Origin of the sequence: Pseudoalteromonas denitrificans DSM 6059, assembly GCF_900112265.1 — a bacterium.
Taxonomy (GTDB): Bacteria; Pseudomonadota; Gammaproteobacteria; order Enterobacterales; family Alteromonadaceae; genus Pseudoalteromonas; species Pseudoalteromonas denitrificans.
This window is the reverse complement of the sequence record NZ_FOLO01000001.1, coordinates 117,014-142,028: the sequence shown is the minus strand read 5'-3', so window position 1 is coordinate 142,028 and position 25,015 is coordinate 117,014. Positions and strand designations below refer to the sequence as shown.

The 25,015-nt window shown below is 35.7% G+C and carries 16 protein-coding genes; 2 read left to right on the top strand and 14 right to left on the bottom strand.

Annotated elements, in window-relative coordinates:
- Nucleotides 1-63 precede the first annotated feature (63 nt).
- The 4 genes from BM088_RS00555 to BM088_RS00540 all read right to left on the bottom strand — a co-directional run bounded on the left by BM088_RS00555 (nt 64) and on the right by BM088_RS00540 (nt 8,097).
- Entirely contained in the window at nt 64-1,233 is a 1,170-nt protein-coding gene (locus BM088_RS00555; RefSeq protein WP_091978776.1) for a prohibitin family protein, read from the bottom strand.
- Nucleotides 1,223-2,881, bottom strand: coding sequence for a cyclic peptide export ABC transporter (locus BM088_RS00550; protein ID WP_091978774.1), 1,659 nt, complete (start codon nt 2,879-2,881; stop codon nt 1,223-1,225). The genes BM088_RS00555 and BM088_RS00550 overlap by 11 nt, the downstream gene beginning before the upstream one ends.
- A gap of 324 nt (nt 2,882-3,205) precedes the next feature.
- Nucleotides 3,206-3,844, bottom strand: a complete 639-nt coding sequence (locus BM088_RS00545) for a YcjF family protein (protein ID WP_091978772.1) — start codon at nt 3,842-3,844, stop codon at nt 3,206-3,208.
- A gap of 233 nt (nt 3,845-4,077) precedes the next feature.
- The gene (locus BM088_RS00540) at nt 4,078-8,097 is read right to left on the bottom strand and encodes a non-ribosomal peptide synthetase (RefSeq protein ID WP_143085019.1); all 4,020 of its coding nucleotides are present in this window, start codon (nt 8,095-8,097) and stop codon (nt 4,078-4,080) included.
- Nucleotides 8,098-8,348: 251 nt separating this feature from the next.
- Here BM088_RS00540 and BM088_RS00535 point away from each other — a divergent pair, with 251 nt between their 5' ends.
- Nucleotides 8,349-10,532: a serine hydrolase domain-containing protein gene (locus BM088_RS00535; protein WP_091978768.1), complete on the top strand. Its 2,184-nt coding sequence runs from the start codon at nt 8,349-8,351 to the stop codon at nt 10,530-10,532.
- 696 nt (nt 10,533-11,228) lie between these two features.
- Here BM088_RS00535 and BM088_RS00530 read toward each other — a convergent pair.
- The 10 genes from BM088_RS00530 to trmJ form a co-directional block, all read right to left on the bottom strand.
- Nucleotides 11,229-16,268, bottom strand: coding sequence for a CHASE3 domain-containing protein (locus tag BM088_RS00530; protein WP_091978766.1), 5,040 nt, complete (start codon nt 16,266-16,268; stop codon nt 11,229-11,231).
- A 337-nt stretch (nt 16,269-16,605) separates the two neighbouring features.
- On the bottom strand, nt 16,606-16,944 hold the full coding sequence (gene fdx, locus BM088_RS00525) for an ISC system 2Fe-2S type ferredoxin (RefSeq protein ID WP_091978764.1): 339 nt from the start codon (nt 16,942-16,944) through the stop codon (nt 16,606-16,608).
- A gap of 42 nt (nt 16,945-16,986) precedes the next feature.
- A complete protein-coding gene (gene hscA / locus BM088_RS00520) occupies nt 16,987-18,849 on the bottom strand; it encodes a Fe-S protein assembly chaperone HscA (protein ID WP_091978762.1) in 1,863 nt (620 codons plus the stop codon).
- 34 nt (nt 18,850-18,883) lie between these two features.
- Nucleotides 18,884-19,411, bottom strand: coding sequence for a co-chaperone HscB (gene hscB / locus BM088_RS00515; protein WP_091978760.1), 528 nt, complete (start codon nt 19,409-19,411; stop codon nt 18,884-18,886).
- A 171-nt stretch (nt 19,412-19,582) separates the two neighbouring features.
- Nucleotides 19,583-19,906, bottom strand: a complete 324-nt coding sequence (gene iscA, locus BM088_RS00510) for an iron-sulfur cluster assembly protein IscA (protein WP_091978758.1) — start codon at nt 19,904-19,906, stop codon at nt 19,583-19,585.
- 42 nt (nt 19,907-19,948) lie between these two features.
- Nucleotides 19,949-20,326: a Fe-S cluster assembly scaffold IscU gene (iscU, locus tag BM088_RS00505; protein WP_091978756.1), complete on the bottom strand. Its 378-nt coding sequence runs from the start codon at nt 20,324-20,326 to the stop codon at nt 19,949-19,951.
- Nucleotides 20,327-20,429: 103 nt separating this feature from the next.
- Nucleotides 20,430-21,650 (bottom strand): IscS subfamily cysteine desulfurase, encoded by a 1,221-nt coding sequence (locus tag BM088_RS00500; RefSeq protein WP_091978754.1) that lies wholly within the window; start codon nt 21,648-21,650, stop codon nt 20,430-20,432.
- Between the two features lie 22 nt (nt 21,651-21,672).
- On the bottom strand, nt 21,673-22,161 hold the full coding sequence (gene iscR / locus BM088_RS00495; protein ID WP_091978752.1) for a Fe-S cluster assembly transcriptional regulator IscR: 489 nt from the start codon (nt 22,159-22,161) through the stop codon (nt 21,673-21,675).
- A gap of 169 nt (nt 22,162-22,330) precedes the next feature.
- Nucleotides 22,331-23,161, bottom strand: a complete 831-nt coding sequence (gene cysE / locus BM088_RS00490; RefSeq protein WP_177207916.1) for a serine O-acetyltransferase — start codon at nt 23,159-23,161, stop codon at nt 22,331-22,333.
- 44 nt (nt 23,162-23,205) lie between these two features.
- The gene (trmJ, locus tag BM088_RS00485) at nt 23,206-23,958 is read right to left on the bottom strand and encodes a tRNA (cytosine(32)/uridine(32)-2'-O)-methyltransferase TrmJ (protein ID WP_091978748.1); all 753 of its coding nucleotides are present in this window, start codon (nt 23,956-23,958) and stop codon (nt 23,206-23,208) included.
- A 231-nt stretch (nt 23,959-24,189) separates the two neighbouring features.
- Here trmJ and suhB point away from each other — a divergent pair, with 231 nt between their 5' ends.
- Entirely contained in the window at nt 24,190-24,993 is an 804-nt protein-coding gene (suhB, locus tag BM088_RS00480) for an inositol-1-monophosphatase (RefSeq protein ID WP_091978746.1), read from the top strand.
- Nucleotides 24,994-25,015: the final 22 nt, after the last annotated feature.

Genomic DNA, 25,015 nt, shown 5'->3' with positions numbered 1-25,015 from the left:
TATTGTTATTCAACATCTTCTATATTATTAATTTCACTTACAGGTTACTTTGCATGCAGAGTGCTAGTTAAACTGGATCACCCTTTCATCGTCAGCTTTGACATCTTTTTTGACTTGCTGATCATCACCTTTAACTTTACTCGTTACACCTTTAACGACTTGAACTGCGTTTTGTATTTTTGTTTTGTCATTAAGTGCTTTTTCTAAATTAGAATTATCATTTTGCACAGAGTGAGTGCTTTCAGTATTTAGAATAATAGGCAATCCATCACGACCACCACCAATAACCACAACTTTGGCATTATTTGATTTCGCTAAATCTAATGTTGCTTCAATGCCTCGCCAACGTAGGTAAGTTTCCGAAATACCTTTTTTAACAATTTCTTGAAATCCAGCGATCCCCCTAGCTTCTTCAAGTTTACGATCGGCTTCTTTAGTCGCTATCTCTATTCGAGTTTCATATTCATCTCTGAGATACGTTTTTTCTATTTTTCTGACGATTGCTTCATGGATCCCTTCAGGTAGCACTATCTCTCGAATCAAAAATTCTTGCAGCTCAATATAATCAGAGGATTTACAATTAACATCGACATTTTTGTTCTTATTCATACATGTTGACTGACCGGATAAACCTACATCTCCTTGGAGGGATTTTGATATTTTATTTTGCACATCTAGGCGTTGTGTTGCATACACTTCCTCAGCAGTATGTTTGGCTATTTCTATACGTGCCCGAGAGCCAATTTCAGGTAATAGCAAACGATTAACATAATCTTCACCCACATTGACATGTAAATGCGATAAGGTACTTTCCTTTACGCGATAACGGATAACTGTATTGATCCGTATCGATAACCCATTTTTCGTAGCCGCTTCAAATTCATGTTCCAACACCTTATATTGCGTGGAATAGATATATACTCTGTCCCAAGGCATGACCAGTAAAGTCCCTTCATCAAGATGAACATTCATCAAGGTACCGCCTTGAAACCTAGCCCAAATCACAGCTGAATGACCATATGGTACGGGAATAAAAATCACAGGAATTAACACTAATCCAAGTAAGATAAAACACAAAGTACTCAATAAAAGTTGCGCTTTATTTCTATGTAAAAAACGCGTTATGGCATAACGCTCAGGATAACGTCGTACCCAGTAATAAATTAAACTGATGATAAGACCCAAAATTAAAACAATTAAGGGCACAAGCCCTGGCATAAGATTAACCTGCATGAGTAATTACCTCCTTACTGATACCGTTTGAAGGTAATAACATGCCATCTACCATTTTCATATGTGTATCAGCAAGATGAAAGTATTTATCATCATGAGTAATAGCGATTATAGTTTGGCCTCGCGCTTTCAATCTGGGTAAAATTTCGGTATAAAACTTGTCTCTAAAACCAGGGTCTTGATCCGCAGCCCACTCATCAAAAATACAAATAGGCCTACTTTCTAATGCTGTAGCCAATAAAGCCAATCGCTTACGTTGTCCAGTCGAAAGCCTTGTCGTACTAAAACCTTGATTTTTAATGCTCACTTTATGCGACATTTCCAAGTAATTCAGCCAAGAATTTGCTTCTTCAAAATCAACTTCTCCCATACCATAAAAATGCTGAAACAAATGAAAGTCAGAAAAGACCGCAGAAAACAAATTACGGTAACTTTCCAGGTTATTATTATTTACTGGCCTGCGGTCAACATTAATTGTGCCGCCATCAGCAGGATATAAACCTGTTAATAATCGGATAAAACTTGTTTTTCCGCTCCCATTTCCACCAGTAATAAAAATTGTTTGCCCTTTCTTAATAGTAAAATCAATTGGACCTACAGCAAATGATTTATCACCTCCATTACCGTTGTCGGCATGGGTGAAATGCAATTTGCTTAAAGTAATTGTCGCAAAATTTTGCGGCAGTTGATCTGCCGCTTCTTCTTGGTGGCATGGAATATTAGACTTAAGCTTTTCCTCCAATTCAATCACATTACGAATAGCTGCATTTGCATTAGCAAATATCGGAATCCCACTGACAATATTTGAAATAGGACCAATTAAAAATAGCGAGGTAGTAGTCACTTTCATAACAACATCAGGATAAACAGAGGATAAAATAGGAACAAAGAAAACCATAGATCCCGTCAATACAAAAAATGTTGATTGTGACATTACAAAGTCACTTGAATAAATGCTTTGCGTTTTTATTTTAGTTTCAGCAACTTCATCTGATAGTTTAAATATTTGTTTCTCAAGATCATCGGCTCTTTTACTACTTAGCTTCACTTCTTTGAAGCCATCGAGTAAATCTGACAAACGCGTAACCAACTGGTTTTCTTTATCAAAAGATTTTTTAAGGTAGCCCCTCACTTCACGAGAGCGTAATAAATGCAAACCAGCCCCAATGGAAACAAAAAAGATTGTGAGAATAAATGCAGCCAAAGATAGCCAAGCAATATAAATCATGGTAAAGAATATCAGAACACTGGCCTGGCCAACAATCACAAATAAAGTAGATGCCTGTGACATAGTCTGTAATTCTTTGCTGATAATAGTATAGATTTCTTCTTTACCTATTTTTTCTATTGTACTGAGCTCACTTCGCCTAATATCTTCAACCAATTTTAATCGTAAATTGTTGATAGCTTGTTCAACATGGGCCGTTGCAGCAAACATGAGCTGCTTTTGTGCAACCACATAAATAGCCACTATGACTACAAAAATAGCCAGATAATATAAAGTGTCTTCTTTATCAGAGACATGTTGAGCAGAAGTATTAATAACAGCTAATACGGCGGCATTAGCTAAGCCGGAAATACAAGCAAGCGTAAAGAATTTCTTCTTATCGATTCTCAATTCCCGGTTTACAAGTTCAAAAACATTCATGTACGGGGTAACTCAATAAATAGTAGTTTAATTGTCAATGGTACGATTGTTCTGCTCTAAGTTACGGCTGCAATTTTTAGTTGATCCTATTTGGCAAATAACTAAAAAAATTAGCACCAAAACAGGACTCAGTAAAAAAGCTAAAAGAAAATATCCTATAGGCCCTATAGTGCTATTTCTCCCAGCGAAACCTGCATAAAAACATAGCGCGATATAGAAAAAAACAATTATTATCGTCATCAAAAGTTCCTGTTAATTAAATAACAATGAAAACCGGCAGAAATTAAAAGTACTACCGGTTTAAGTTAATACCTAAACAGGATATTAAGCGTCTTCAGTAGCCGCTTTTTCTTCTTCCGTTACTTCATTTTTAGCTTCTTCAACTAGTTTTTTATTCTTATTTTTATACTTTTTAATGTTTTCTTTAACGCTTTCTTTCATATCTGAGAGGTTGATATCAAGTAAGGTTCCGCCGCTTTCAAAGTGATTAATGAAAGTCGCACCTATGGCATAAGTTGCAGCAGCTGATATTAAAGGCATAGTTGCCATACCAACGACAGAGCCAAATATTGGAATCGCCTTAAGTGTTGAGCTGATCCCGCCAGTTGTTAATGTTTGAGGTATGGCACCCCCTAGTAACGCTGTTACAACCGACTTAACACGGTTTTCACTAAATGATTCACCGTAAGCTTCTGCTATTTCAGCAACCATCTTTAATTGAATAGCTGTAAGTGCAACCAAATCAATTGCTGGCACAGGGATAAGACCCGCTCCGAATGACCATTTGCTATACTTTTCAATAATTGCCTGAGGAATGGCCTTATCTATCGCAATCGGGGTTTGCGCTTCAGTTTGTGTCTCATTAACTGGTTCTGCGGTCTTTTTAGCAGCCTCTTTTTTTGTGGGTGCTTTTTTTTGTGTTTCTTTTTTTGTAGCTTCGCTATCTGTTGTTACTTTAGTCATGATCGGTTCCTTTTAATTTCATCAAAATGAGCGTAATTCCAAATTAATAAAGTTATTTCCACTAAGGGAGACATAAATCAACTTGGCCTATCATCCAAATCATATAAAGAGCGCAATTAAGTTCATCTCGAGATAACTTGGGTAATAACAATAAATTTATAAAGAACAGCGAAACTACCTGATTACAGTAAAACAGTTTGCTGACGATTTTTTATTACAGCTTTCTTATTTTTTCATGAAAGCACCTCCAAACTTGCTTCCTCTAAAAAGTCTTTTAATGTATCTCTTAAATTTTCCAATAAAATCTCGATGTTAGGTGGCTGAAAAATACTAAAATGATCACCAGGCGTTTTCAAAACTAAGATTTTTTGAGACGTTTTATTAGCAAAATCAATCATGCTTGCAGACGCTAGGTTTGCATTAGCTTCAATGCAAACCAAAGGAGAGTTGATCAATTTCAAATCTTGTTCGTGAGTATTTAAATAACGCAACATACGCTGCTGATTATTAACAGCACCCTGTGTAATTTTATCAAACTGCGCTTCACTACAACTCTCTTCCAAAATACCAATTACGCCTCGCCAATAACTGTTTTCTTTAAGGGCTGTAAGTGAGTACTGAGTCACATCTTGATTTTGACTCAAGCTGGCGTCAATCAAAACCATAGGTAATTTAATGCCTTTTGTTTCTAATCTTTTGCCAACTTCCAAAGCTAATATTCCACCAAAAGAATAGGCCATAATCAGTGCATTACTTTGTTGTTTTATGCCTTGATAATGTTCGCTAATTTGCTCGGCAGCTATATCGGCTAGCGTCTCAAGTGACAGCGCGTTTGAATCTTCAGACATAAAACCACCACATTGAAAACCATATGCATTGAGTGGTAAGTTTAACGCCATAAAAAGTTCTTTATAAATTGTTGGTGTACCGATTGCTGGTGGCAAACAATAAACGACTTGCTGTGCTTTTTTGTGCCTGATATCTAGAGGTAATAAAACATGTTGCTGATTATCGGCACTCATATCATACCGTTTCTGATTAATAAGTTTGGCCAACTTGCTTATTGTAGGGTTATTAAAAATACTCTGAATGGGTAACTCAATCGACAATTGCTTTCGCATTTCACCAAGGCATAGAATGGCTTTAATTGAATGACCTCCAAGCGCAAAAAAATCGTCATTAATGCTAATATGATCACGAAATAAAATTTTCTGCCATATTTTAAGCAATACAAATTCTGTATGATTAATCGGTTTATTCGCTGAATTATCGACTGAAGATTGGAAGCTATGCTGCCAGAATTCGGTAAGTTTTTTCTGATCTAATTTACCATTAGCTGTAATAGGAAAGCGCGATACCATGATATGTTCAGACGGTAACATATATGAAGGTAATTGATTGCTCAGCCAGTCCCTTAAAGATTCTAATGTGATTGTGTAGCTTGCTTCTGGGATTAAAAGAGCAATAATTTTGCTCAGATTATCTTTGTCTTTAAAATGTGTTACCAAAGCATCTTTAATTTGATCATGTTCAATCAAAATTCGTTGAATTGATTTTAAATCAACTCTATAACCGTCAATTTTACAACTTTGTTCCTCTCTGCCAGAAAAAACCAATAACCCCTTATGATCTCTATATGCCCTATCACCACTTTTATAAAGTTTTTTATTATCTATTTCAAAGCAAGTTACCAGTCGACCTGAATTGTTTTTTTTATCTAGATACGAGTTGATTAACTGCTCTCCACCCAGATATAAATCACCTTCAACATATGCAGGCAATAGTGCCATATCAGAACCACAGACATAATTTTGCACATTAAAAGCAGGTTCACCTATCACTTGCTGTTGCCTAATAAAGTCAGTGTCAGTCAAAAAATGTGCACTACAACCTATGGTATTTTCACTTGGACCATAATGATTATAAATATTCAACAAAGGTTGATATCGATGTAAAGCTTCAAGGTCAGCATAGTCAAGCTCTTCACCACCTAAGATCAAACTTTTCAGTTTACTATTGTTAAATAATTGCTGAGCCCCCACTGTTTTTATCAACATATGTAAGTATGAAGGTGTTATTTTTATGAAGCTAATAGGATTTTTTACTAAATAATGATTCAGCCAATTAGGATCTCTACGTTGCTGTTCATTAGCAATATGTAAAGTACCGCCCCATATTAAGCTACCAAACAGAGCTGTATAGCCAAGATCAAAGCAAAATGATGTGAGCAAAATACTGCTATCAGCGGCATCTAATGAAAACTTATCTTGACTCCACAAAATATAATTAAGCAAAGCTTTTTGTTTTACTGGTACCCCTTTAGGTTCACCAGTAGAGCCTGAGGTAAAAATAATATATGCGTCTGAGTCTATTTGAGCTTTATTAACAAAAGTGTCAGAGTTAGGCTCTTTTAAAGATTGCAATTCATTCATATCAATATAAATTGCTCTGCAACCATCATGATTAAATAACACATGATCTACGCTTGTTTTTTCACTGATATTACTTATCACTAATTTTGCTTTTGCAGCTGTTAAAATAGCCTGAGTACGTTTTATAGGATTACTTGGATCAAGGGGAATATAAGCGATGCCTAACCTTAAACAGGCAAACATGGCAATTACCATTTGTGCTGATGCATACCCTAATAGAGCAACGGGACCATCATAACCAGAGCTTACAATTGATTGCGCAAGTCTATTTGAAGCATTATCCAATTGCTCATGGGTTAAGCTAAAGTGTGTATCAACCAAGGCCTGTTGATGCTTAATCTTGTTAATATTCTTCTGATACAACTCAATCACATTATTACTATTTACTATTTTTTTAGCCCCTTGCGAATGCTGTTTTATTATGTATTGTTGTCTGTCGTTTAATAATGGAATGTTATTGACTGCACATTCAGGTTGAGTTACCAGACATTCAGCTAACTGGATAAAACTTTGTGCAATCGACTCAATATTTTCAGCTTCAACATAGTGAGCTTTATATTTAAATGCAATTTCAAGTTCATCTTTAGCAGGAAATACCGACAAATGAAAATGATAAGACGTTGGCATAAAAGCCGTCATTTGATCTGCGTATAAATCTTTAGAGAGCACTTCCCTACCCTCAGAATCTTGGTCAATGGCAGGGTAGTTTTCAAATGCAATGTAATGATCAAATAATGACTTAGAGGTAGAGCATTGCTCTTTAATATCACTAAGTCCAGTAGTGCCATGTTCTATATAACCTAAAAAATCGTCTTGAGTTTGTTTGGCTATTTGATAAAAGTTAGACGTCTGATTAAATTTAATTCGACATGGAATCGTATTTATACACAAGCCTATAAGGTTATCAAATTGACCACGCGCCATAGGTCTCGTTGACTGAACACTACCAAAAACAACATCGTTACAGTCATTAACTTTACCAAGATAAATTCCCCAAATAGCATGAATAAGCGTACTTAATGTTGCACCTGTTTTCTGACCTAAAGCTTGCATTTTTTGATAGGTTTTACCTTGAACTCGCGCAGTAACAATACTATACCCCGGTTGTTCATCTTTGTTCTGATTGACAGCTTGTTGAAAAATGGCTAAGGGTGGCGAAGTTACATCATAGAAACCTTTAAGTTGCTGATGCCAGAATCCTAAATGTAAATCTTGGCGTCGGATCCATTCAACATAGTCACTATAAGCGGGTGCAGGAGAAAGATGCGTTTGTGTATTTTTTAGATTATGTTCATAAAAAGAAAATAGCTCTTGCTGCAAAGGGGTAATACACCAACCATCAAGTACGATGTGGTGAAAGGACCATAATACCCAATGTTCTTTTGGACTTATTTTAACTAGAGTCAGACGTAACAATAATTCGTTTTCAATATCAAACCCTAAGGCACGATCTTGTTTAATATTTATATGTAATTGTTCTTGTTGTTGAATATTATTTAAAGCACTTAAATCGATATAATGGAGAGTAAAATTTCGTTTGCGTAAGACTATTTGCATAGGCTCTGCTGCTTTATCATGTTTATACACAGTTCGAAGCGCTGCATGCCTATTTATTAACTGTTGCCAGCTCAATTCAAAAGCAATTTTATTCAGTGGTCCGCTGATCCTAAAGCTTAATTGCTGGTTATAAGACTTGCCACTTTTACCTTGTTCTCGTTCAACTAAATCATGGTACAACATGCCCGTTTGTAGTGACGTTAACGGCAATATATTTTCAATATTTTTTTTATGAAGTTCAGAGCTGATTTGCTGATTTGTCACCACAATTTACTTCCATGTATTTATTATTGTTGATGAAATATAACACAGTTCATAAGCATGTCATTAAATAATTTAATATATTTTTACCTTTTTTAGGTATCTCATAAATCTTTGATTTTATACTTGAATATTGAAAAATATGGTCTACGATTAGGAAAATCAACCTTTAACATTAGATTTTAGGTACAAATATATCGCTGTTTATTTAATCTGTTTTAGCTATTTAAAAAACCGCCAATTAAGGACTAATAATGCGACAAAAAAAAAGTAAATCTATACTAAAAAAATCTATTTCTACATTAAGCTGGTTAGCTTTTTCATCCACGGTTTTTGCATCTGGACAACCTGATATTTCAGTGATCAGTCAAGTGAGCTTAGAGGTAGAACAAGATGCCTCAACCATACCTGCAGTTGCAGCTGCCGTTGTAACAAACAGCGAAATACTTTGGCAAGGTGTTGCCAACTGTGACCCACTTTTTAATACATCAGGAATGACATGTCCAACTTCAACTATGTTGGTAAATGATCAAGTTAGGATCGGCAGTGAAACCAAAACATTCACTGGTACGGTTATTTTACAAATGGTGCAAGAAGGCAAAATAAGCCTCAATGATACCTTAGAATTTTGGTTACCAGATTTTGGCGTTCCCAATGCCAACCAAGTTACCATTAAACATTTATTACAAATGACCAGTGGTATTCCTGATTACCTCGTTGCTCCCGCACTTGATGGTGTCGCTGATCGTACAGTATTAGATCAGTGGGCAATAGAACATGGGCTTACATCTGCAACTGCAAAACAATTAATAGCTCAAACCAATAACATGGACAGAACCAGTGGCATGAGTTACTCCAATAGTAATTTTGTATTATTAGGTGAAATCGCACGTAAAATATCTTGTATGGATCAACCTGAGTGCACACTGACCATTGGCGAAGTCATTACATCTCGCATCATGATGACAATGGGACTAAATGACACTATATTTCCGACAAATACAGAGTTTAATCGACCATTCGCTGATGGATATGTGACCGTTGTCGATGGCGGACCAATTACAGGCTCATCTTCTCTAACACCCAGCATTAATAATACCTATGAAACTTATTTCACTCATGTTAGCCCTGACGTGCCTAATTCTGCCGGCGCTATTATCTCAAATATACCAGATCAAATTCAATGGATCCGACAACTTGCAAGTAATAAAAATGGCCTATTAACACCTGAAATACAAGCGCAACGATTACATGATACTGTGCCAGGTTCTGTTGGTGGCTTGCCCGCTAATTATGGTTTGGCTATTTATGACTTTGAGTCTGCATTAAATGGCTCTGTTATGGTGGGGCATTCGGGTTCCATTTTTGGGTATACGAGCTCTATATTTCACAGTCCTTTACTTGATGTTTATTATGTTATTGATGTCACTCAAACTCCGGTTATAAATGATGAAAGCGCCGTAAACTACCTTTGGAATTTAGATCGACAAATCTCTTTAGCCTTTTTTGCCGATGGTACTTGTTCCGATGATGTTGATGCGAGTGGGTTACAATGTACAGGTGCAAATGTAAGAACAACATCGCTCAATATATCTATGCCAAATTTTGCAATAACACCATCAGGTAAAACAACAGGAGGATATGACTTTAATCAATGTACCACCAATGCCATGGGTGCCCAAACTTGTACCCCTGTCACTCATAATGTGCCTTCACTGGCCTCTTATGGTCATGATCTTTCAAGCATCATTTTAGATACTGTCAATTTCACCCTTGAAACTGATGCTTTATTAGAAATGCATGGGCGAGATAGTACCGCTATTCTTATTGATTCCGCCTCTACTTTATTAATTAACGGGACTATTCTAACTGAAGGTAATGGCAGCACTGCAATAAAAGGCTCCGAAGGAGACGATACAATTACGATTTCTTCAAGTGCCAAAATTAATGGGCCCATTGATTTAGCTGGTGGTAATAATACAATAATATTTGAACTAGGCGCTAAAATTACTGGAAAACTATATGCTAATAGCCAAGATACAATAACTTTATTTCATAATGAAAATGCTTTAACGATTAAAATTTTAGATACTGATGGAGATGGTAAAACTGATATGCAAGTGACTGATGCACAAGGCATCGCTACAACTTATCAAAGTTCAGGTGAAACTGAATTTAGTCAGGATGGAGTAGTGCTTATTTCAGCATCAAGTTTAATTATTCCTGCAGATGTCAATGCCGATAACATCGTAGATTTTATTGCCTATTTAGACAATGAAACCCAAATGATGGCTTTACTCACTACACATACAGCATCACCAGGCCCAACACCTGTACCAGTTATTCCCGTTAAAAAGAACGCAAGTGGTAGTTTGAATATATTTTGGTTAATCGGCTTACTATTTATCGCTAGAACAAGACGATTAATCAAATCTTGAAAACTAAACTTATTAATGGGTTTTACAAAGGATAGCTTGCTAACCGTAAGATATCCTTTTTATAAAAGTAAAATACATAAACTTATAAAAAGTAAATAATTCCGTAAAAAAGTCGTGTATCAGCTTTCAAGACAATTTATTTATACTGAAAAAGCCTATCAACATATTACCTTGAGTTAATTTCACACCGAACATCTTGATCTTCTCTGACTTAACGAAATTAATAATAAATCTCACTTGATTTAGCGTAACTTTTTAGCTTTAAGGTGAACTGGTTTTATAACTTTATATTTATACCTGAGCGACTTAAAGATACAGTTAGATTTAATAACGATTTAGGCAAGACATTGATAGCCGATAATAGTTACTCCCTTGCCAAAGTCAATAACTCAAATAAACCACTAAAAAACAAGGATTTAACCATTTTACAGAAACTTACTATCTAGGTTCCAACTTTTTAAAAAGATGCACCATTTCGCAAAGTTGCACCTTAGTATTAAGCCCCTGTGAAACGCTGGATTCTGCACCTTGAAGTAGTTTGGGTATAAGTATGACTTACCTAGACAACTGACACTCTAAATATAACTTTTGAAATACACAAAAAACCTTACAAAGGATCAAACCGAATTGAACTTACTTTATTATCATAACTCCTTAACGAATGATATCTTCAATAGGTTCAAGTCCATTATTAGCTCAGTTATGTCTATGCTCTGTTTTTTCTTCTAGTTGAAATTTTTCAAGCACTAGCTTTAATTGCGTATATGAAGTGACTAAGTCATCAACCATCTGTGAATAATTAATGCAGTTTTTTTGCTTACACGCCAACTCTAATATTTCTGCTTTATCCGCCAAATGCATTGCACTTAAATTAGCGCTAACGCCTTTTATTGTATGCGCAATAATCCCCAAGGTATCACTATCACTTTGTACTTTAAGGGATTCAATTTCATGTATTCTGTCAGGCATTTCGTTTAAGAAGCAAACAATAAGTTTATTAACTAACTTATCATTATTCATCACCCTCTTAGACATCGACGCTTTATCCCAAATGGGTTTTTCCTCAGTTACATACTTATCTTGTTCTGCTTCTTTTTTAACTTGCAGTGGTTTAATAGATAGAACATTGGAAGGCCTTTCTTTCAACCAATGAACTATTTTTTGTTGGAGCATATCAGGCTCAATTGGCTTAGTCAGATAGTCTGACATACCAACTTGAATGCATTTTTCTCGATCACCTTGCATCGCATTTGCTGTCATCGCGATAATTGGTATAGATTTATAATAAGAGCCTGCATTACCCTCCCTTATTAAGTTACTTGCTTCATAACCATCCATCTCAGGCATTTGACAATCCATTAAAATTAACGAATAAGGACTCTCTGGTAGTGATTCTTTTAACAATCGTAACGCCTCAATGCCGTTGACTGCAATATCTGCCTCAAAGCCAAATTCCTGTAATATACCTAAAGCAACTTGCTGGTTAATAATATTATCTTCCACTAATAAAAACCTGCCGCTTATTGGGCTAAGTTCGTTATTTTCATGTTTGAGAGAATTAATATAATTATGGGTTATTATAGCGCCAGCTTGTTTTAAAGTTTCCCCCCCTTCAACCACAATATTTAATGAGTCAAATATATCTGAAGTTGTTACTGGTTTAGGAAAAAAGGCACTAAAACCTAAGTCAGAAAAATACTGAGGTCCATCACTATGTGAAATTGACGTCATCATAACCATCTTCATAGAATCGAACGCCTTATTACTACGTATTTGTTCAGCTAGCTGTGCTCCGCTCATTTGTGGCATTTGCATATCTAAATATGCGACATCATACAAAGGCTCACCAGAGCTAATTTGTTGTTGGCACATATTCAACGCACTTTTAGCGCTGTCAACTTCGGTTACCTTTGCACCCCAATATTCAAGCTGACCACGTAAAACCATCCTATTGGTTGCATTATCATCAACAACTAATAAATGTAATTGGCTAATATCTACCTGAGGTATTACCAATTGAGAACGCTGGCTTTTTTTTAGTTTTACACATATTTCAAATTTGCTTCCTTGACCCTTTATACTTGTTACATTAATGTGACCATCCATTAATTCGCATAACTTCTTACTAATTGAAAGTCCTAGCCCAGTGCCACCATACTCCCGTGTGGTTGAGCTATCAGCCTGAGTAAATACCTCAAATAAGTTACCTATATATTCCTGCTCAATACCAATCCCCGTATCTTCAATATTACAAATAAATAACAAAGTATCATCGGTTGTTTTTTCGGTTTTTGCATGAATAACAACCTCACCATTTTGGGTAAATTTAATTGCGTTTCCCACTAAGTTAACTAGAATTTGTCTCAAGCGACCAGGATCTCCAATGACCATAGATTCTTCTATGTTAGTGACATCTAATACTATCTCCAGACCTTTTTCCTGCGCTTGTATTGCCATAGATTCAGAGAAATCCCCCAACATGCTGCGCAAGTTGAAGTCGAGTATTTCCAGTTCTAGCTTACCTGATTCAATTTTAGAAAAGTCGAGAATTTCATTAATAATGGTGAGTAAAGCATCAGCACTACTTTTTGCCACTTGAACTTTTTTTAACTGGTCGCTAGTAAGGTCGGTATTTTTTAATAAACCAAGCATACCCAATACTCCATTCATAGGCGTGCGTATTTCATGGCTCATAGTTGCAAGAAAGTTGGATTTATACTGACTCGTTTGCTCAAGTTTTACAGCATTTTTTTCAAGTTCACCTTGAGTGTGAAGCAGTTGTGTATTTTTTTCTTCTAGTAACTCAGCTTGCATTTGTAGGTCTTTTTTTGAACTTTTCATATCCCTACTGGATTCTTCCAATTGGCTTGTCATACTATTAAAAGAGTTTGTTAGTTCAGCAACTTGATCCTGACCATATATTTTTATTCTCGCATTGTAGTCGCCTGTAGCTACTTTCTTAGTCGCATCACTTAACTTAGTGAGAGAGCCAAGGATTGATTTTAATAAGATGAAAGCTGAAAAAAATGCAGTTATAGCAGCGCTAAGGGTACCAAAAATTGCTTGATATAAAGTATCTGATGCAGCTTGTTGAGATTCAAAAGTTCGGACTAAAATCAAGTCTTTTTCAACTTGAATAAACTGAGCAATTTCTTCACGCAAAGAATCAATAATCTTTTTACCCGTTCCATTTTCAATTAAACGTGTAACATCTTCCATTGATGCTCCTGCTTTATTTAATGTATTCCTCAACGCGATTTCGGGTTCAGCCGCCTCAAGTTTCCATTGCACTGTTTTTTGTCTTAATAAATCTATGTCACTTTGCATTTTTGAGATATCAGAACTTGCGTTAATAATATTTTTAATTTCAAAAGTATGTTGCTTAAGACTTTCTAATCCTCTTTGATAAGATTGAAGAAACTCTTCTTGCCCTGTTATCAAAAAACCTCTTTGCCCTGCTTCCATGTCAGCAATGTCTTTTGCAATAGAGACAATAAGCCGTTGAGCAGTAATATGCTTTGCTTTTAAAAAGTCTTTATTTAGCTCATTTTGTAAATACCGAATATTCTCTAGGATATTCTTACCTTTACTTTCACTGGCTATACGAACAAGATTGATATAATTTTCTTCCCCTTGATTAACCAATCTTCGAAGTTTGATTTCTGGTTCAGCAGCAACCTGACGCCAATTTTTTATTTCATCTTCAATAATTTTAAATTTTTCGATTACTTCCTTACTGTTAAAACCTTGGTTAACATTATTTTTAAGTTCAGCGATCAAGTATGATAAATTTTTATTACCTAAATAATATGGTTCCAGAAAAGCTTCTTGACCTGTGATAATAAAGCCTCTTTGTCCAGTTTCTTGATCTACTATCGCCTTACTAATTTGTAAAATAAGATTAGAAACCTGATAGTTTTTTTCATCTATGGCTTTTTTATTCATATTGTTAATCTGTAGCCTAATATCATCAAGAATATTTTTTCCTCTGCCTTTTCTTAAAACGTGTTGTATTTGATTTAATGCCGAAGATCGACTTGTAAATGCATTTTTTCGAGAATGAAGCCTAGGCTCTATAGATTGCGTAAACCATGTCGATGCGTTTAATGACAAGTTTTCTATATGCTGTTTTAGTGTAGATGAATCTTTTGCGCTAATAGAAGCCTTACTGTGAAATGAAAGTGAAATAATTTGTTTAGTTAATTTTCTTCTTTGCTTATTAAATTGTATTAGTAAACTTGGGTCTCCATTTGAGGAAAATTGTAAATAAGTTGTTTTAAGCTTATATAAGGTATTATGCATGTTTGATAAAATTAACCTTCCTGAAATATCTGTATTTTTAGTAAACATCGCATCAATAATACTTAAAGTCGTTTTTATGGAAAGAAGATACTCACTATTTAAAACACTTGACTGCATCTTCTGCAAATATTCCATTGGTGAAAGCCCTGTTTGATTTATCTCTCTTCGAGCATCAATTTCTACACTTGCAGCCAGCTTATGCCACTTTGCTGTTTCAACTTCAATTTCCTCAACCAATTGATAAACAACTTTCTCATCATAAGCGTTCGCTGCTATTTTTTTTATTAATTGCAGATTAAATTCAAAAATTTGTTTACCTTCTTCATAGGATTGTAGAAACCTATCTTCTCCAGTAATTAAATAACCTCGCTGTCCGCTCTCCCTGTCGACCATTGACTTACTGAGAATTGTTAGCAATAGCTGTGCTTTCTCATTATTAGAACGTATATACAAATCTTTGAGTATATTAAAGTTTTTACGTAACTCATCTAAAATTTTCTTTCCGATTCCTATTGACACAACCTCTGCGATATTTTCAAGTTCTGCTTCTGCTTTTTTAATATTTTTGATTGTTCTGCGCATATCTATTTCAGGAGTTGCAACTTTTGTTTCCCACTGATTAGCTAACATTTCTATTTTGTTAATTAAGTTCGTTACCTGGGACTTTTTTGGCGAGTTTAATATTAGGGATTTAAGTTCACTTATATGTGCCTGATAGTTTAATTGACCTTCTTTATATGGTGACAAAAAGTCTTCATCTCCAGTGATCAAAAAACCTCGCTCCCCAGTTTCCTGATCTACAATATCTTTAGAAATGGAAATAAGTAAGTTAGAGGCGATTTGATTTTGCGAAGTTGAAAAAATGTGATTTAGATCATCTAATTTTTTTAGAATACCATCCTGTATATTTTTCCCCGTTTTTTTCTGTAGTAAAGTCTGTAAATGATCTAAACTAATGGCATTTGAAACTACTTTTCGTCTTAGTGCCATTTCAGGCGTTGCGGCTAATTTCAACCATTGTTTCGCCTTAAGATCAATAGACTCTACTTTTTTAACCTGTGAAAAATTATCAGAAACAAGTGTTTTAGTACTATTAATTTGTGTATCCCACTGTTTTTCTGAATTAATAAATGGCTCTAAGAATTCATTTTTACCTGTGATTAAAAAACCTCTTTCGCCAGTTTCCATGTCAAGTAACAATTTTTCCAGTAAGTGACCTTTGGCTATCACCTTCTGAGTATGTGTAACCCAGTTAGAGGTCTCTATGAGTGCAGTAGTACTGTTGTAAACTACACTGGAGACGATAATCATTAAGATAACAGGTATGGCAAAACCAGATAATATCTTATAGGTTAAACTCATTTTATCGACTTGTACTATTAGCTTTTTAAAAAGACCTTTATCGCCATGGCGGTTTTCATCCAAGTTATGCATAAATCCCTTTTCCTCAAACGAAAAATTCAACTGTAGTAAGATGACTTGTAAGTATAGTTAAAAATATAAAAAACATGAGAATAAGTCATTTTAATATAAAGAAAATCTTTATAATTACAGCATAACTTAAACCGTTATGAAGGCTCCTTATCTTATAAACGGGGTGGTATAAAAATAGTTTATTGAGCGAGTTAGAACTGCGAGTAAATTATAAAAAAAGCTTAAAATAATACAGAGATACTTCTTCATTTTATAATAAAAAGCCAATAACAATGCTGTTATTGGCTTTTAAACATGTCTTCTACCGTATCATGATCTGAATCACAATACAGATCGGTTAATGATCTTCGTTGACAATATTCAAGTTATACTTTGGAATTTCAACAATTAAGTCTTCATCAGCAATTAATGCCTGACAACCTAAACGAGATTCAGGCTCTAAACCCCAAGCCTTATCTAGCATATCGTCTTCTAATTCGTCACTCTCTTCTAATGAGTCAAAACCTTCCCTGATCACTAAGTGACATGTTGTACAAGCACATGACTTTTCACACGCATGTGGAATAGATATACCATTTTGTAGCGCTACATTTAATATGGTTTCACCACTTTTAGCTTCAATTGCTGCACCTTCAGGGCATAGCTCTTCATGGGGTAAAAATACAATTTGTGGCATTTTAAATTAAACCTCGTCGATTTATATGACAATAAAACAAAACTAAACTTTGTCTACTGACTGACCTGTCAGTGCTTTTTTAATTGAAACATCCATTCTTCGAGATGCAAAATCAGAACTTGCTTTATCAAGTGCTTCAATTCCTAATTTTAGTTCATCTGGTTTTGTTGCTGTTTCGCGTAATTGAGCAAGCTTTTCAATTTCAGTTGTTAAAGCAACACTTTCGATTTCAGTTAATAAACCTTTTGATTCAGCCATAGAAGCATTAATTGCTTCTATTACTCTTAATGCTTCAACCTGTTGCTCTGTCAGCATACGTGCTTGCATATCTTCTTTCGCAAAACTCATTGAGTCCTTGAGCATTTGTGCAACTTGATCGTCAGATAAACCAAATGAAGGTTTTACTTGAATATCGGCTTGAACACCCGTTGATTTTTCCATTGCTGTAACACTTAACAGACCATCGGCATCTACTTTGAATGTCACCAAAATATGTGCAGCACCCGCCGCCATTGGAGGAATGCCTTTTAAACTAAACTTAGCTAATGCACGACAATCATCTACTAATTCTCGTTCACCTTGCAATACCAATAAAGACATGCCCGTTTGGCCATCTTTGAATGTGGTAAATTCTTGCGCTCTAGCAACTGGAATTGTGGTATTACGTGGAATTATTTTTTCGACTAGCCCACCCATAGTCTCTAAACCTAAAGACAGAGGTAAAACATCTAATAACAACATATCTGAATCAGGTTTATTACCGACTAAGATATCCGCCTGAATAGCAGCACCAATTGCAACAACTTGATCTGGGTCTATAGACGTTAGGGGCTGTTTTTCAAAAAATGCCCCTACTTGCTCACGTACACTTGGCATACGAGTAGAGCCGCCAACCATGACCACTTCAAGCACGTCTTCATTTGAAATATCAGCATCTTTTACGGCGCGACGACATGCTCTTAATGTTTTTTTAATTAATGGTGTTGCAAGTTCATTAAAAAATTCTTTCGTAACAGTAACCGTTTGAGGTAAACCATCTACTTCTAAGCCTACATTTACGGTTTTATACTGACTTAATGCTTCTTTACACGCTTTAGCCTTGCTAATAAATAGACGCAATGTTTTAGCTTCTAGATGTGTTTGATTCGTTTGTTGCTTGAAATACTCAACTAATAAAGCATCAAAATCATCACCACCAAGACTCGCATCACCACCTGTTGCTAATACTTCAAATACACCTTTAGATAAACGTAAAATTGAAATATCAAAAGTCCCTCCCCCTAAATCATATACGGCGATAATGCCTTCTTGACCTGAGTCTAAACCATAAGCAACAGCAGCAGCGGTAGGTTCATTTAATAAACGTAATACATTTAAACCAGCCAATTCAGCCGCATCTTTAGTGCCTTGGCGTTGAGCATCATCAAAATGCGCAGGAACAGTTATGACTGCACCTGTTATTTCATCGCCACCAAAAGAGTTTTCAGCGCGCAGTTTTAAGTGCTTTAAAATCTCGCTGGAAGCCTGAATTGGATTGATCAAACCCTGACAAGTTTCAATACTAAAAACACCGCCTTCATCGCTTAATTTATACGGTAATTGCTTATATTCAACTTCAATATCAGCTTTAGATTTACCTAAAAAGCGTTTAACAGAAATAAGGGTATTTTCAGCATCCAATGCTGCATTTTTAAATGCGCCTTCACCTACTTCAATGCCATCTTGAGTATAGTGTACTGCAGAAGGTAAAATAACTTGATTATTTTCATCTGCTAATGTTTTTGCTTCACCACTTTGAACGGTTGCAACAAGTGAATTTGTCGTGCCTAAATCAATACCAATTGCTAACTTATGTTGGTGAGGTGCCGCGCTTTGCCCCGGCTCAGCAATTTGCAATAATGCCATAATTATACTGCCACTTTAATGTCGTTACGTTTAATTAATCGTCAAATAAAGAGTCTTCAACTCTTTCCAATTCTTCACGTAATTTATAAATGAATTTAAGTTTACGCACCACATCTGCCGTACGATGAAGCTGTTCTATATCTGTTTGCGCTATTAGCGTTTTAAGCTGCGTATGATAATCAAGATCAATTTTTTTTATTTGTTTATCAAATGCAGATATTGCGGCGTCAGGATCATTTGCTTCTTTTATATCTTCTAGCTCTTCACGTAATTCCATTTGCTGCATTAAAAACATAGGGTCTTGTAATGTTTGTTGTTCAGCTCTAATGTCAATTCCGCGCTCAGATAACATATATTCAGCACGTTTAAGTGGGTGCTTTAAAATATGTAATGCATCATTTATTTGAGCTGACTTTTGAACTGCAAGTAATTGCTCAGCGCTGCTTTTATGGGCATATTTATCAGGATGTACTGCTTTTTGTAATTGTAAATAGGCCTGATTTAATAATTCCAAATCAATATTAAAATCAACTGGTAAAGAAAATAGCGCAAAGTACTTCATTAATAACCTACAACTTAAACCTAATAAAAACAACAAAGCCTCAATTCAAAAATGAGGCTTTTTTTACTACGTGTTTTAAATTTAAAAGCGAGATAAAACAAATAGTAACAAACTTTCACCGGCAGCTAAATATAGCGCCTTAATAACAAAAAGTACCAAACCAGCTTTTTATTAAACAGTGAAACTTTCACCACAACCACATTCGCCACTTTGATTAGGATTTATAAACTTAAAACCTTCATTGAGGCCCTCTTTTACAAAATCTAATTCAGTGCCATCTATATAAACTAAGCTTTTAGCATCAACTATGACGTTTACACCATTATGCTCAAAGGTTTCATCACCTTCAGTTAGTTCATCAACAAACTCTAAAACATAGGCGAGGCCCGAACAACCAGTCGTTTTAATGCCAACGCGTAAACCTATGCCTTTACCACGGTTATCTAAAAATGATTTAACACGTTCAGCTGCTGCGTCTGTCATTGTAATAGCCATACTTTTTGTCTCGCCTTATAACTTAATTTTAGAGCTTAAATTTTAGTGCTTGTTTTTATAATCTTCGATTGCTGCTTTAATTGCATCTTCAGCTAAAATTGAGCAGTGGATCTTTACAGGAGGTAATTCTAGCTCAGCTGTAATATCTGTATTTTTAATTTCAGCAGCTTGGTCTAAAGTTTTACCTTTAACCCATTCAGTTACGAGTGAAGATGATGCGATTGCACTACCACAACCATACGTTTTGAATTTAGCATCTTCGATAATACCTTCATCTGAAATTTTAAGTTGCAATTTCATTACATCGCCACAAGCAGGTGCGCCCACCATGCCAGTTGCTACAGTAGGATCATTTTTATCAAATGCGCCTACATTTCTTGGATTTTCAACGTGATCCAACACTTTATCACTATATGCCATGCTTAATTACCTCAATACCTTATTATCTCATTGCCGCTTTCTTCATTGCTACATTATGAAAGAGACTGCGAGCTAATTAACTCGCAAATATAACTTTATTTGTTTAGTGGGCTGCCCACTCAACTGATTCTAAGTCTATGCCATCTTTGAACATTTCCCAAAGAGGAGACATATCACGTAATTTTCCAATTGAAGAGTTTAATAATTTAACCGTGTAATCTATTTCTTCTTCAGTGGTGAAACGACCGATACTGAAACGAATTGAGCTATGCGCTAATTCATCATTACGGCCTAATGCACGCAATACATATGAAGGTTCTAAACTTGCAGATGTACATGCTGAACCAGAAGAAACTGCAATATCTTTAACAGCCATTAATAATGACTCGCCTTCAACATAGTTAAAGCTAATGTTTACTATGCCAGGTACTGATTGATCTGGTGTACCATTAAAATAAACTTCTTCAAGCTCACTTAACATGCCATCGATTAAACGTTTGCGCAGTTTAGTTATACGTGCATGATCATCTTCAAATTTTTCTTTTGCAATACGGAAAGCTTCACCCATACCTACAATTTGATGTGTTGCCAAAGTACCTGAACGCATACCACGCTCATGACCACCACCATGCATTTGTGCTTCTAGGCGAGCACGCGGTTTACGGCGTACATATAATGCACCAATACCTTTAGGTCCATAAATTTTATGGGCTGAGAATGACATAAAGTCTACTTTCAATTCTTTCAAATCAATAGTTACTTTACCTGCGCTTTGAGCGCCATCAACATGGAACATAATTTTACGTTCACGACACATTTCACCAATCGTTGCAATATCTTGAATAACACCTAACTCATTGTTTACATGCATTACACTTACAAGTACTGTATCGTCGCGCATTGCATCAGCTAACTTTTGCAAATCAAGTAAACCATTGTCTTCTACGTCCATATAGGTTACTTCAAAACCTTGACGTTCTAATTCACGACAGGTATCTAGTACCGCTTTATGCTCTGTTTTTACAGTGATGATATGCTTACCTTTACTTTTACTGTAAAAGTTTGCAGCACCTTTAATTGCTAAATTATTAGACTCAGTTGCACCTGATGTTAAAACAATTTCACGAGGATCAGCATTTATTAATGCGGCGATATCATGACGTGCTTGATCAACTGACTCTTCAGCCTGCCAACCAAAACGATGAGAGCGAGATGCCGGGTTACCAAAATTGCCATCCATAGTCAGACATTCAATCATTTTTTCTGCAACACTCGGATCTACCGGTGTAGTTGCTGCGTAATCTAAATAAATTGGTAACTTCATTTCTTTTCTGCTCCGGTCCTGCTTATAATTGATAGCTAATTTGAATATTTTCTAATTGTGCAATGGCATCTCTCAAATGAGAATCTTGACGCATTGAAACTTCTTTTACATCACCTTGGGTCACAAGTTCCGCTAAAGTGATATTATCTAAAAACTCTTTAATTCTGCTGCTTAATTCTAACCAAAGGTTATGTGTCAGACATCTAGAGCCACCTTGGCAGTCCCCTTTTCCCTGACACTTAGTGGCATCAACAGATTCATTAACAGCAATGATCACATCACCAACTGAAATATCTTTCGCTTCTTTACCTAATAAATACCCACCGCCCGGACCTCTAATAGAGCGAACTAAGCCATGTTTTCTAAGACGAGCAAAAAGTTGCTCAAGATAAGAAAGAGAGATCTCTTGACGTTCTGAAATATCAGCAAGTGATACAGGGCCAATTTGAGCATGTAATGCAACATCAAGCATTGCAGTTACTGCATATCTGCCCTTAGATGTTAATTTCATACTAGCCCCCCAGTGTTAGTGTACATTTTGAATGGCGAATTTTAATTACCTGACTAACATAGTCAAGTATTATATTGTCAAACCTGTAAATACCTGAGTAATTAAGTCGGGTATTCTTGCATTTTAAATACCTGAGTAATTTAGTCAAGTACTTCCCGATTCTAATTTACTATATTTCAGGGTCAAATTTTTGATGTGCTTGTGAACGTGCTTGCTTAGCTTTTTTCTCAGCTTGGCAAAAATCATCAACCTCTATATTTACTTTTGGCAATTGAGACTCAGATACATTTGAACCCAATAAAGTTAATGCATGGCTAAGTTCTTGCACCTTGTTATCAAGTAAGTGCATATGATCTAACATTTTTCCAATTGAATTAGCCACAGGATCTGGATTGTCTTCTGATATAGCATAAGCATCAAAACCATATTTTTTAGCAATTTCATTTCGTTTATTCGCTGTTTCTCTAGATTCAGCTTTTACTTGAGGATTAATTACACGCCCAGGTACACCAACAACAGTTGCTTTTGGTGCAATATTTTTAACAACCACAGAGTTTGAACCTATTTTTGCTCCCTTCCCAATCTCAATAGGGCCTAAAATTTGTGCTCCCGCACCCACTACCACATTATCAGCTAATGTTGGATGTCGCTTACCTGACTGCCAGCTGGTACCACCTAATGTTACACCATGATATAAAGTAACATCATTGCCAATAACTGCAGTTTCGCCAATCACAACTCCCATACCATGATCAATAAAACAGCGTTTACCGATTTCGGCTCCAGGGTGAATTTCAACCCCAGTTAACCATCGCGCAATTGTAGATAAAAAACGCGCTAAAAATAAAAAGTGCAATTTATGTAAGTAATGGGTGACTCTATGCCACCATAATGCGTGTAAACCAGGGGAGTTAAACAATATCTCTATGAAAGTGCGAGCGGCAGGATCTCTTGAAAATACACTATTGATATCTTCCTTTATTCTTTTGAACATCACCATACCCATATTCACTGGAATTCATGCTTATGAGTATGGCTGTAAATTTAATCTTTAGTATTTTTTATTGTTTTACCAATTGAAGACAAAATACCGCGTAAAATGTTCAGTTCTACTTCTTCAGGGCGTGCACGATTAAATAAACGACGTAACTTAGTCATCACTATCCCAGGATGTTGCTTAACAATAAAACCAGTTTCATTAAGTGTATCTTCTAAATGGTCATAAAATAATTCCATTTGCTTTGAACTTGGATAAATCGATTCGTCTTCACTTGAACTTTCACTAGCTTCATCACTTCTTTCCTGCTCAGCTAAAAAAGCCATACGAACTTCATAACATAAAGTTTGAACCGCCATAGCTAAATTAAGAGAGCTATATTCCGGGTTTGCAGGAATGCATACGTGGTAATTACAAAGCTGTAGTTCTTCATTTGATAAGCCACTATTTTCTCGACCAAATACTAAAGCTACTGGGCCCGACTTTGCACCTGCAATCATTTTTTCACCACACTCTCTAGGCTCAACCATAGGCCAAGATAAAGTACGAGAACGTGCGCTGGTCCCAATTACTAATGAACAGTCTGCAATAGCTTCAGCTAAAGAATCAACAACAATTGCGTTACCTAATACATCGGTTGCACCCGCAGCTAAAGCCGACGCATGACTGTCAATTTCGTTAACAGGGTCAACTAAATATAATTTAGATAACCCCATAGTTTTCATTGCTCGTGCGGCAGAGCCTACGTTTCCATTATGTGATGTATTTACTAAGACGACTCTCACTTCATTTAAAAGCATTATTTAAGTTATTCCGAACATTTCATTAAATTACGTAAATTCTAACATATAGTCTATTTCATCGTCAGCTATTAGATTTTTTGCATCTCAACTCTCTATAAAACATTGATTAATTGTTAAACAATATAATAATTCAAAAAACCCTATTTACTTTAAAATAAAAGTCGCTAAAATAGCGCGGCTAAATCACTATGTGATTAATTGTTCTTTTACATAACCAAAGGTATTCTTATGCATCCTATGTTAAACATTGCGATCCGTGCTGCGCGTAATGCAGGTAAAGTTATTGTTCGTGCTTTCGAAGAGCCAAACAAAATTGAAGTTCAACAAAAAGGTAGCAATGACCTTGTAACTAACATAGATAAAGATGCTGAAGCAGTGATCCGTGATTCTATTTTAAAATCATACCCTGATCATTGTATTGTTGGTGAAGAATTAGGAGAGCATAAAGGTTCAAATACAGATTATCAATGGATTATTGATCCAATTGATGGCACTGCCAACTTTGTAAAAGGCATCCCACACTTCGCTGTTTCTATCGCATTAAAAATTAAAGGTCGTTTAGATCAAGCTGTTATTTATGATCCAATTAGAGGTGAATTATTTACAGCTTCTCGTGGTCAAGGCGCACAGCTAAATAATAAACGCTTACGTGTATCTAAAGCAAATGAGCTAATGGGGACTATTCTAGCAACCAGTTTTCCTAATAAACATAAACATCATTTAGAAGCTTATACTAAAAGCTTCCAAGCATTATTTACTCAAACTGCTGATATGCGTAGAGCTGGCTCTACTGCACTAGATTTAGCCTATGTTGCAGCAGGGCGTGTTGATGGTTTTTATGCAATAGGTTTAAAACCTTGGGAAACGATTGCAGGCCAACTAATTGTAAAAGAAGCCGGTGGTTTATTAATGGATTTTGCCGGCGGCAATAACTTTAACGAAAGCGGTAATTTAGTTTGTGGTTTCCCTAAACTATCACAAGCCATAGTTAAAGAGCTTCGCCCTCATTTAACTGATACTTTATTACGTTAATTTAAAAACTATCAATAATAAA

Excerpts from the sequence above, each read along its gene's own strand:
- BM088_RS00555 (WP_091978776.1), bottom strand. The coding sequence starts at position 1,233 with ATGCAGGTTAATCTTATGCCAGGGCTTGTGCCCTTAATTGTTTTAATT.
- BM088_RS00550 (WP_091978774.1), bottom strand. The coding sequence starts at position 2,881 with ATGAATGTTTTTGAACTTGTAAACCGGGAATTGAGAATCGATAAGAAG.
- BM088_RS00545 (WP_091978772.1), bottom strand. The coding sequence starts at position 3,844 with ATGACTAAAGTAACAACAGATAGCGAAGCTACAAAAAAAGAAACACAA.
- BM088_RS00535 (WP_091978768.1), top strand. The coding sequence starts at position 8,349 with ATGCGACAAAAAAAAAGTAAATCTATACTAAAAAAATCTATTTCTACA.
- BM088_RS00530 (WP_091978766.1), bottom strand. The coding sequence starts at position 16,268 with ATGCATAACTTGGATGAAAACCGCCATGGCGATAAAGGTCTTTTTAAA.
- fdx (WP_091978764.1), bottom strand. The coding sequence starts at position 16,944 with ATGCCACAAATTGTATTTTTACCCCATGAAGAGCTATGCCCTGAAGGT.
- hscA (WP_091978762.1), bottom strand. The coding sequence starts at position 18,849 with ATGGCATTATTGCAAATTGCTGAGCCGGGGCAAAGCGCGGCACCTCAC.
- hscB (WP_091978760.1), bottom strand. The coding sequence starts at position 19,411 with ATGAAGTACTTTGCGCTATTTTCTTTACCAGTTGATTTTAATATTGAT.
- iscA (WP_091978758.1), bottom strand. The coding sequence starts at position 19,906 with ATGGCTATTACAATGACAGACGCAGCAGCTGAACGTGTTAAATCATTT.
- iscU (WP_091978756.1), bottom strand. The coding sequence starts at position 20,326 with ATGGCATATAGTGATAAAGTGTTGGATCACGTTGAAAATCCAAGAAAT.
- BM088_RS00500 (WP_091978754.1), bottom strand. The coding sequence starts at position 21,650 with ATGAAGTTACCAATTTATTTAGATTACGCAGCAACTACACCGGTAGAT.
- iscR (WP_091978752.1), bottom strand. The coding sequence starts at position 22,161 with ATGAAATTAACATCTAAGGGCAGATATGCAGTAACTGCAATGCTTGAT.
- cysE (WP_177207916.1), bottom strand. The coding sequence starts at position 23,161 with ATGGTGATGTTCAAAAGAATAAAGGAAGATATCAATAGTGTATTTTCA.
- trmJ (WP_091978748.1), bottom strand. The coding sequence starts at position 23,958 with ATGCTTTTAAATGAAGTGAGAGTCGTCTTAGTAAATACATCACATAAT.
- suhB (WP_091978746.1), top strand. The coding sequence starts at position 24,190 with ATGCATCCTATGTTAAACATTGCGATCCGTGCTGCGCGTAATGCAGGT.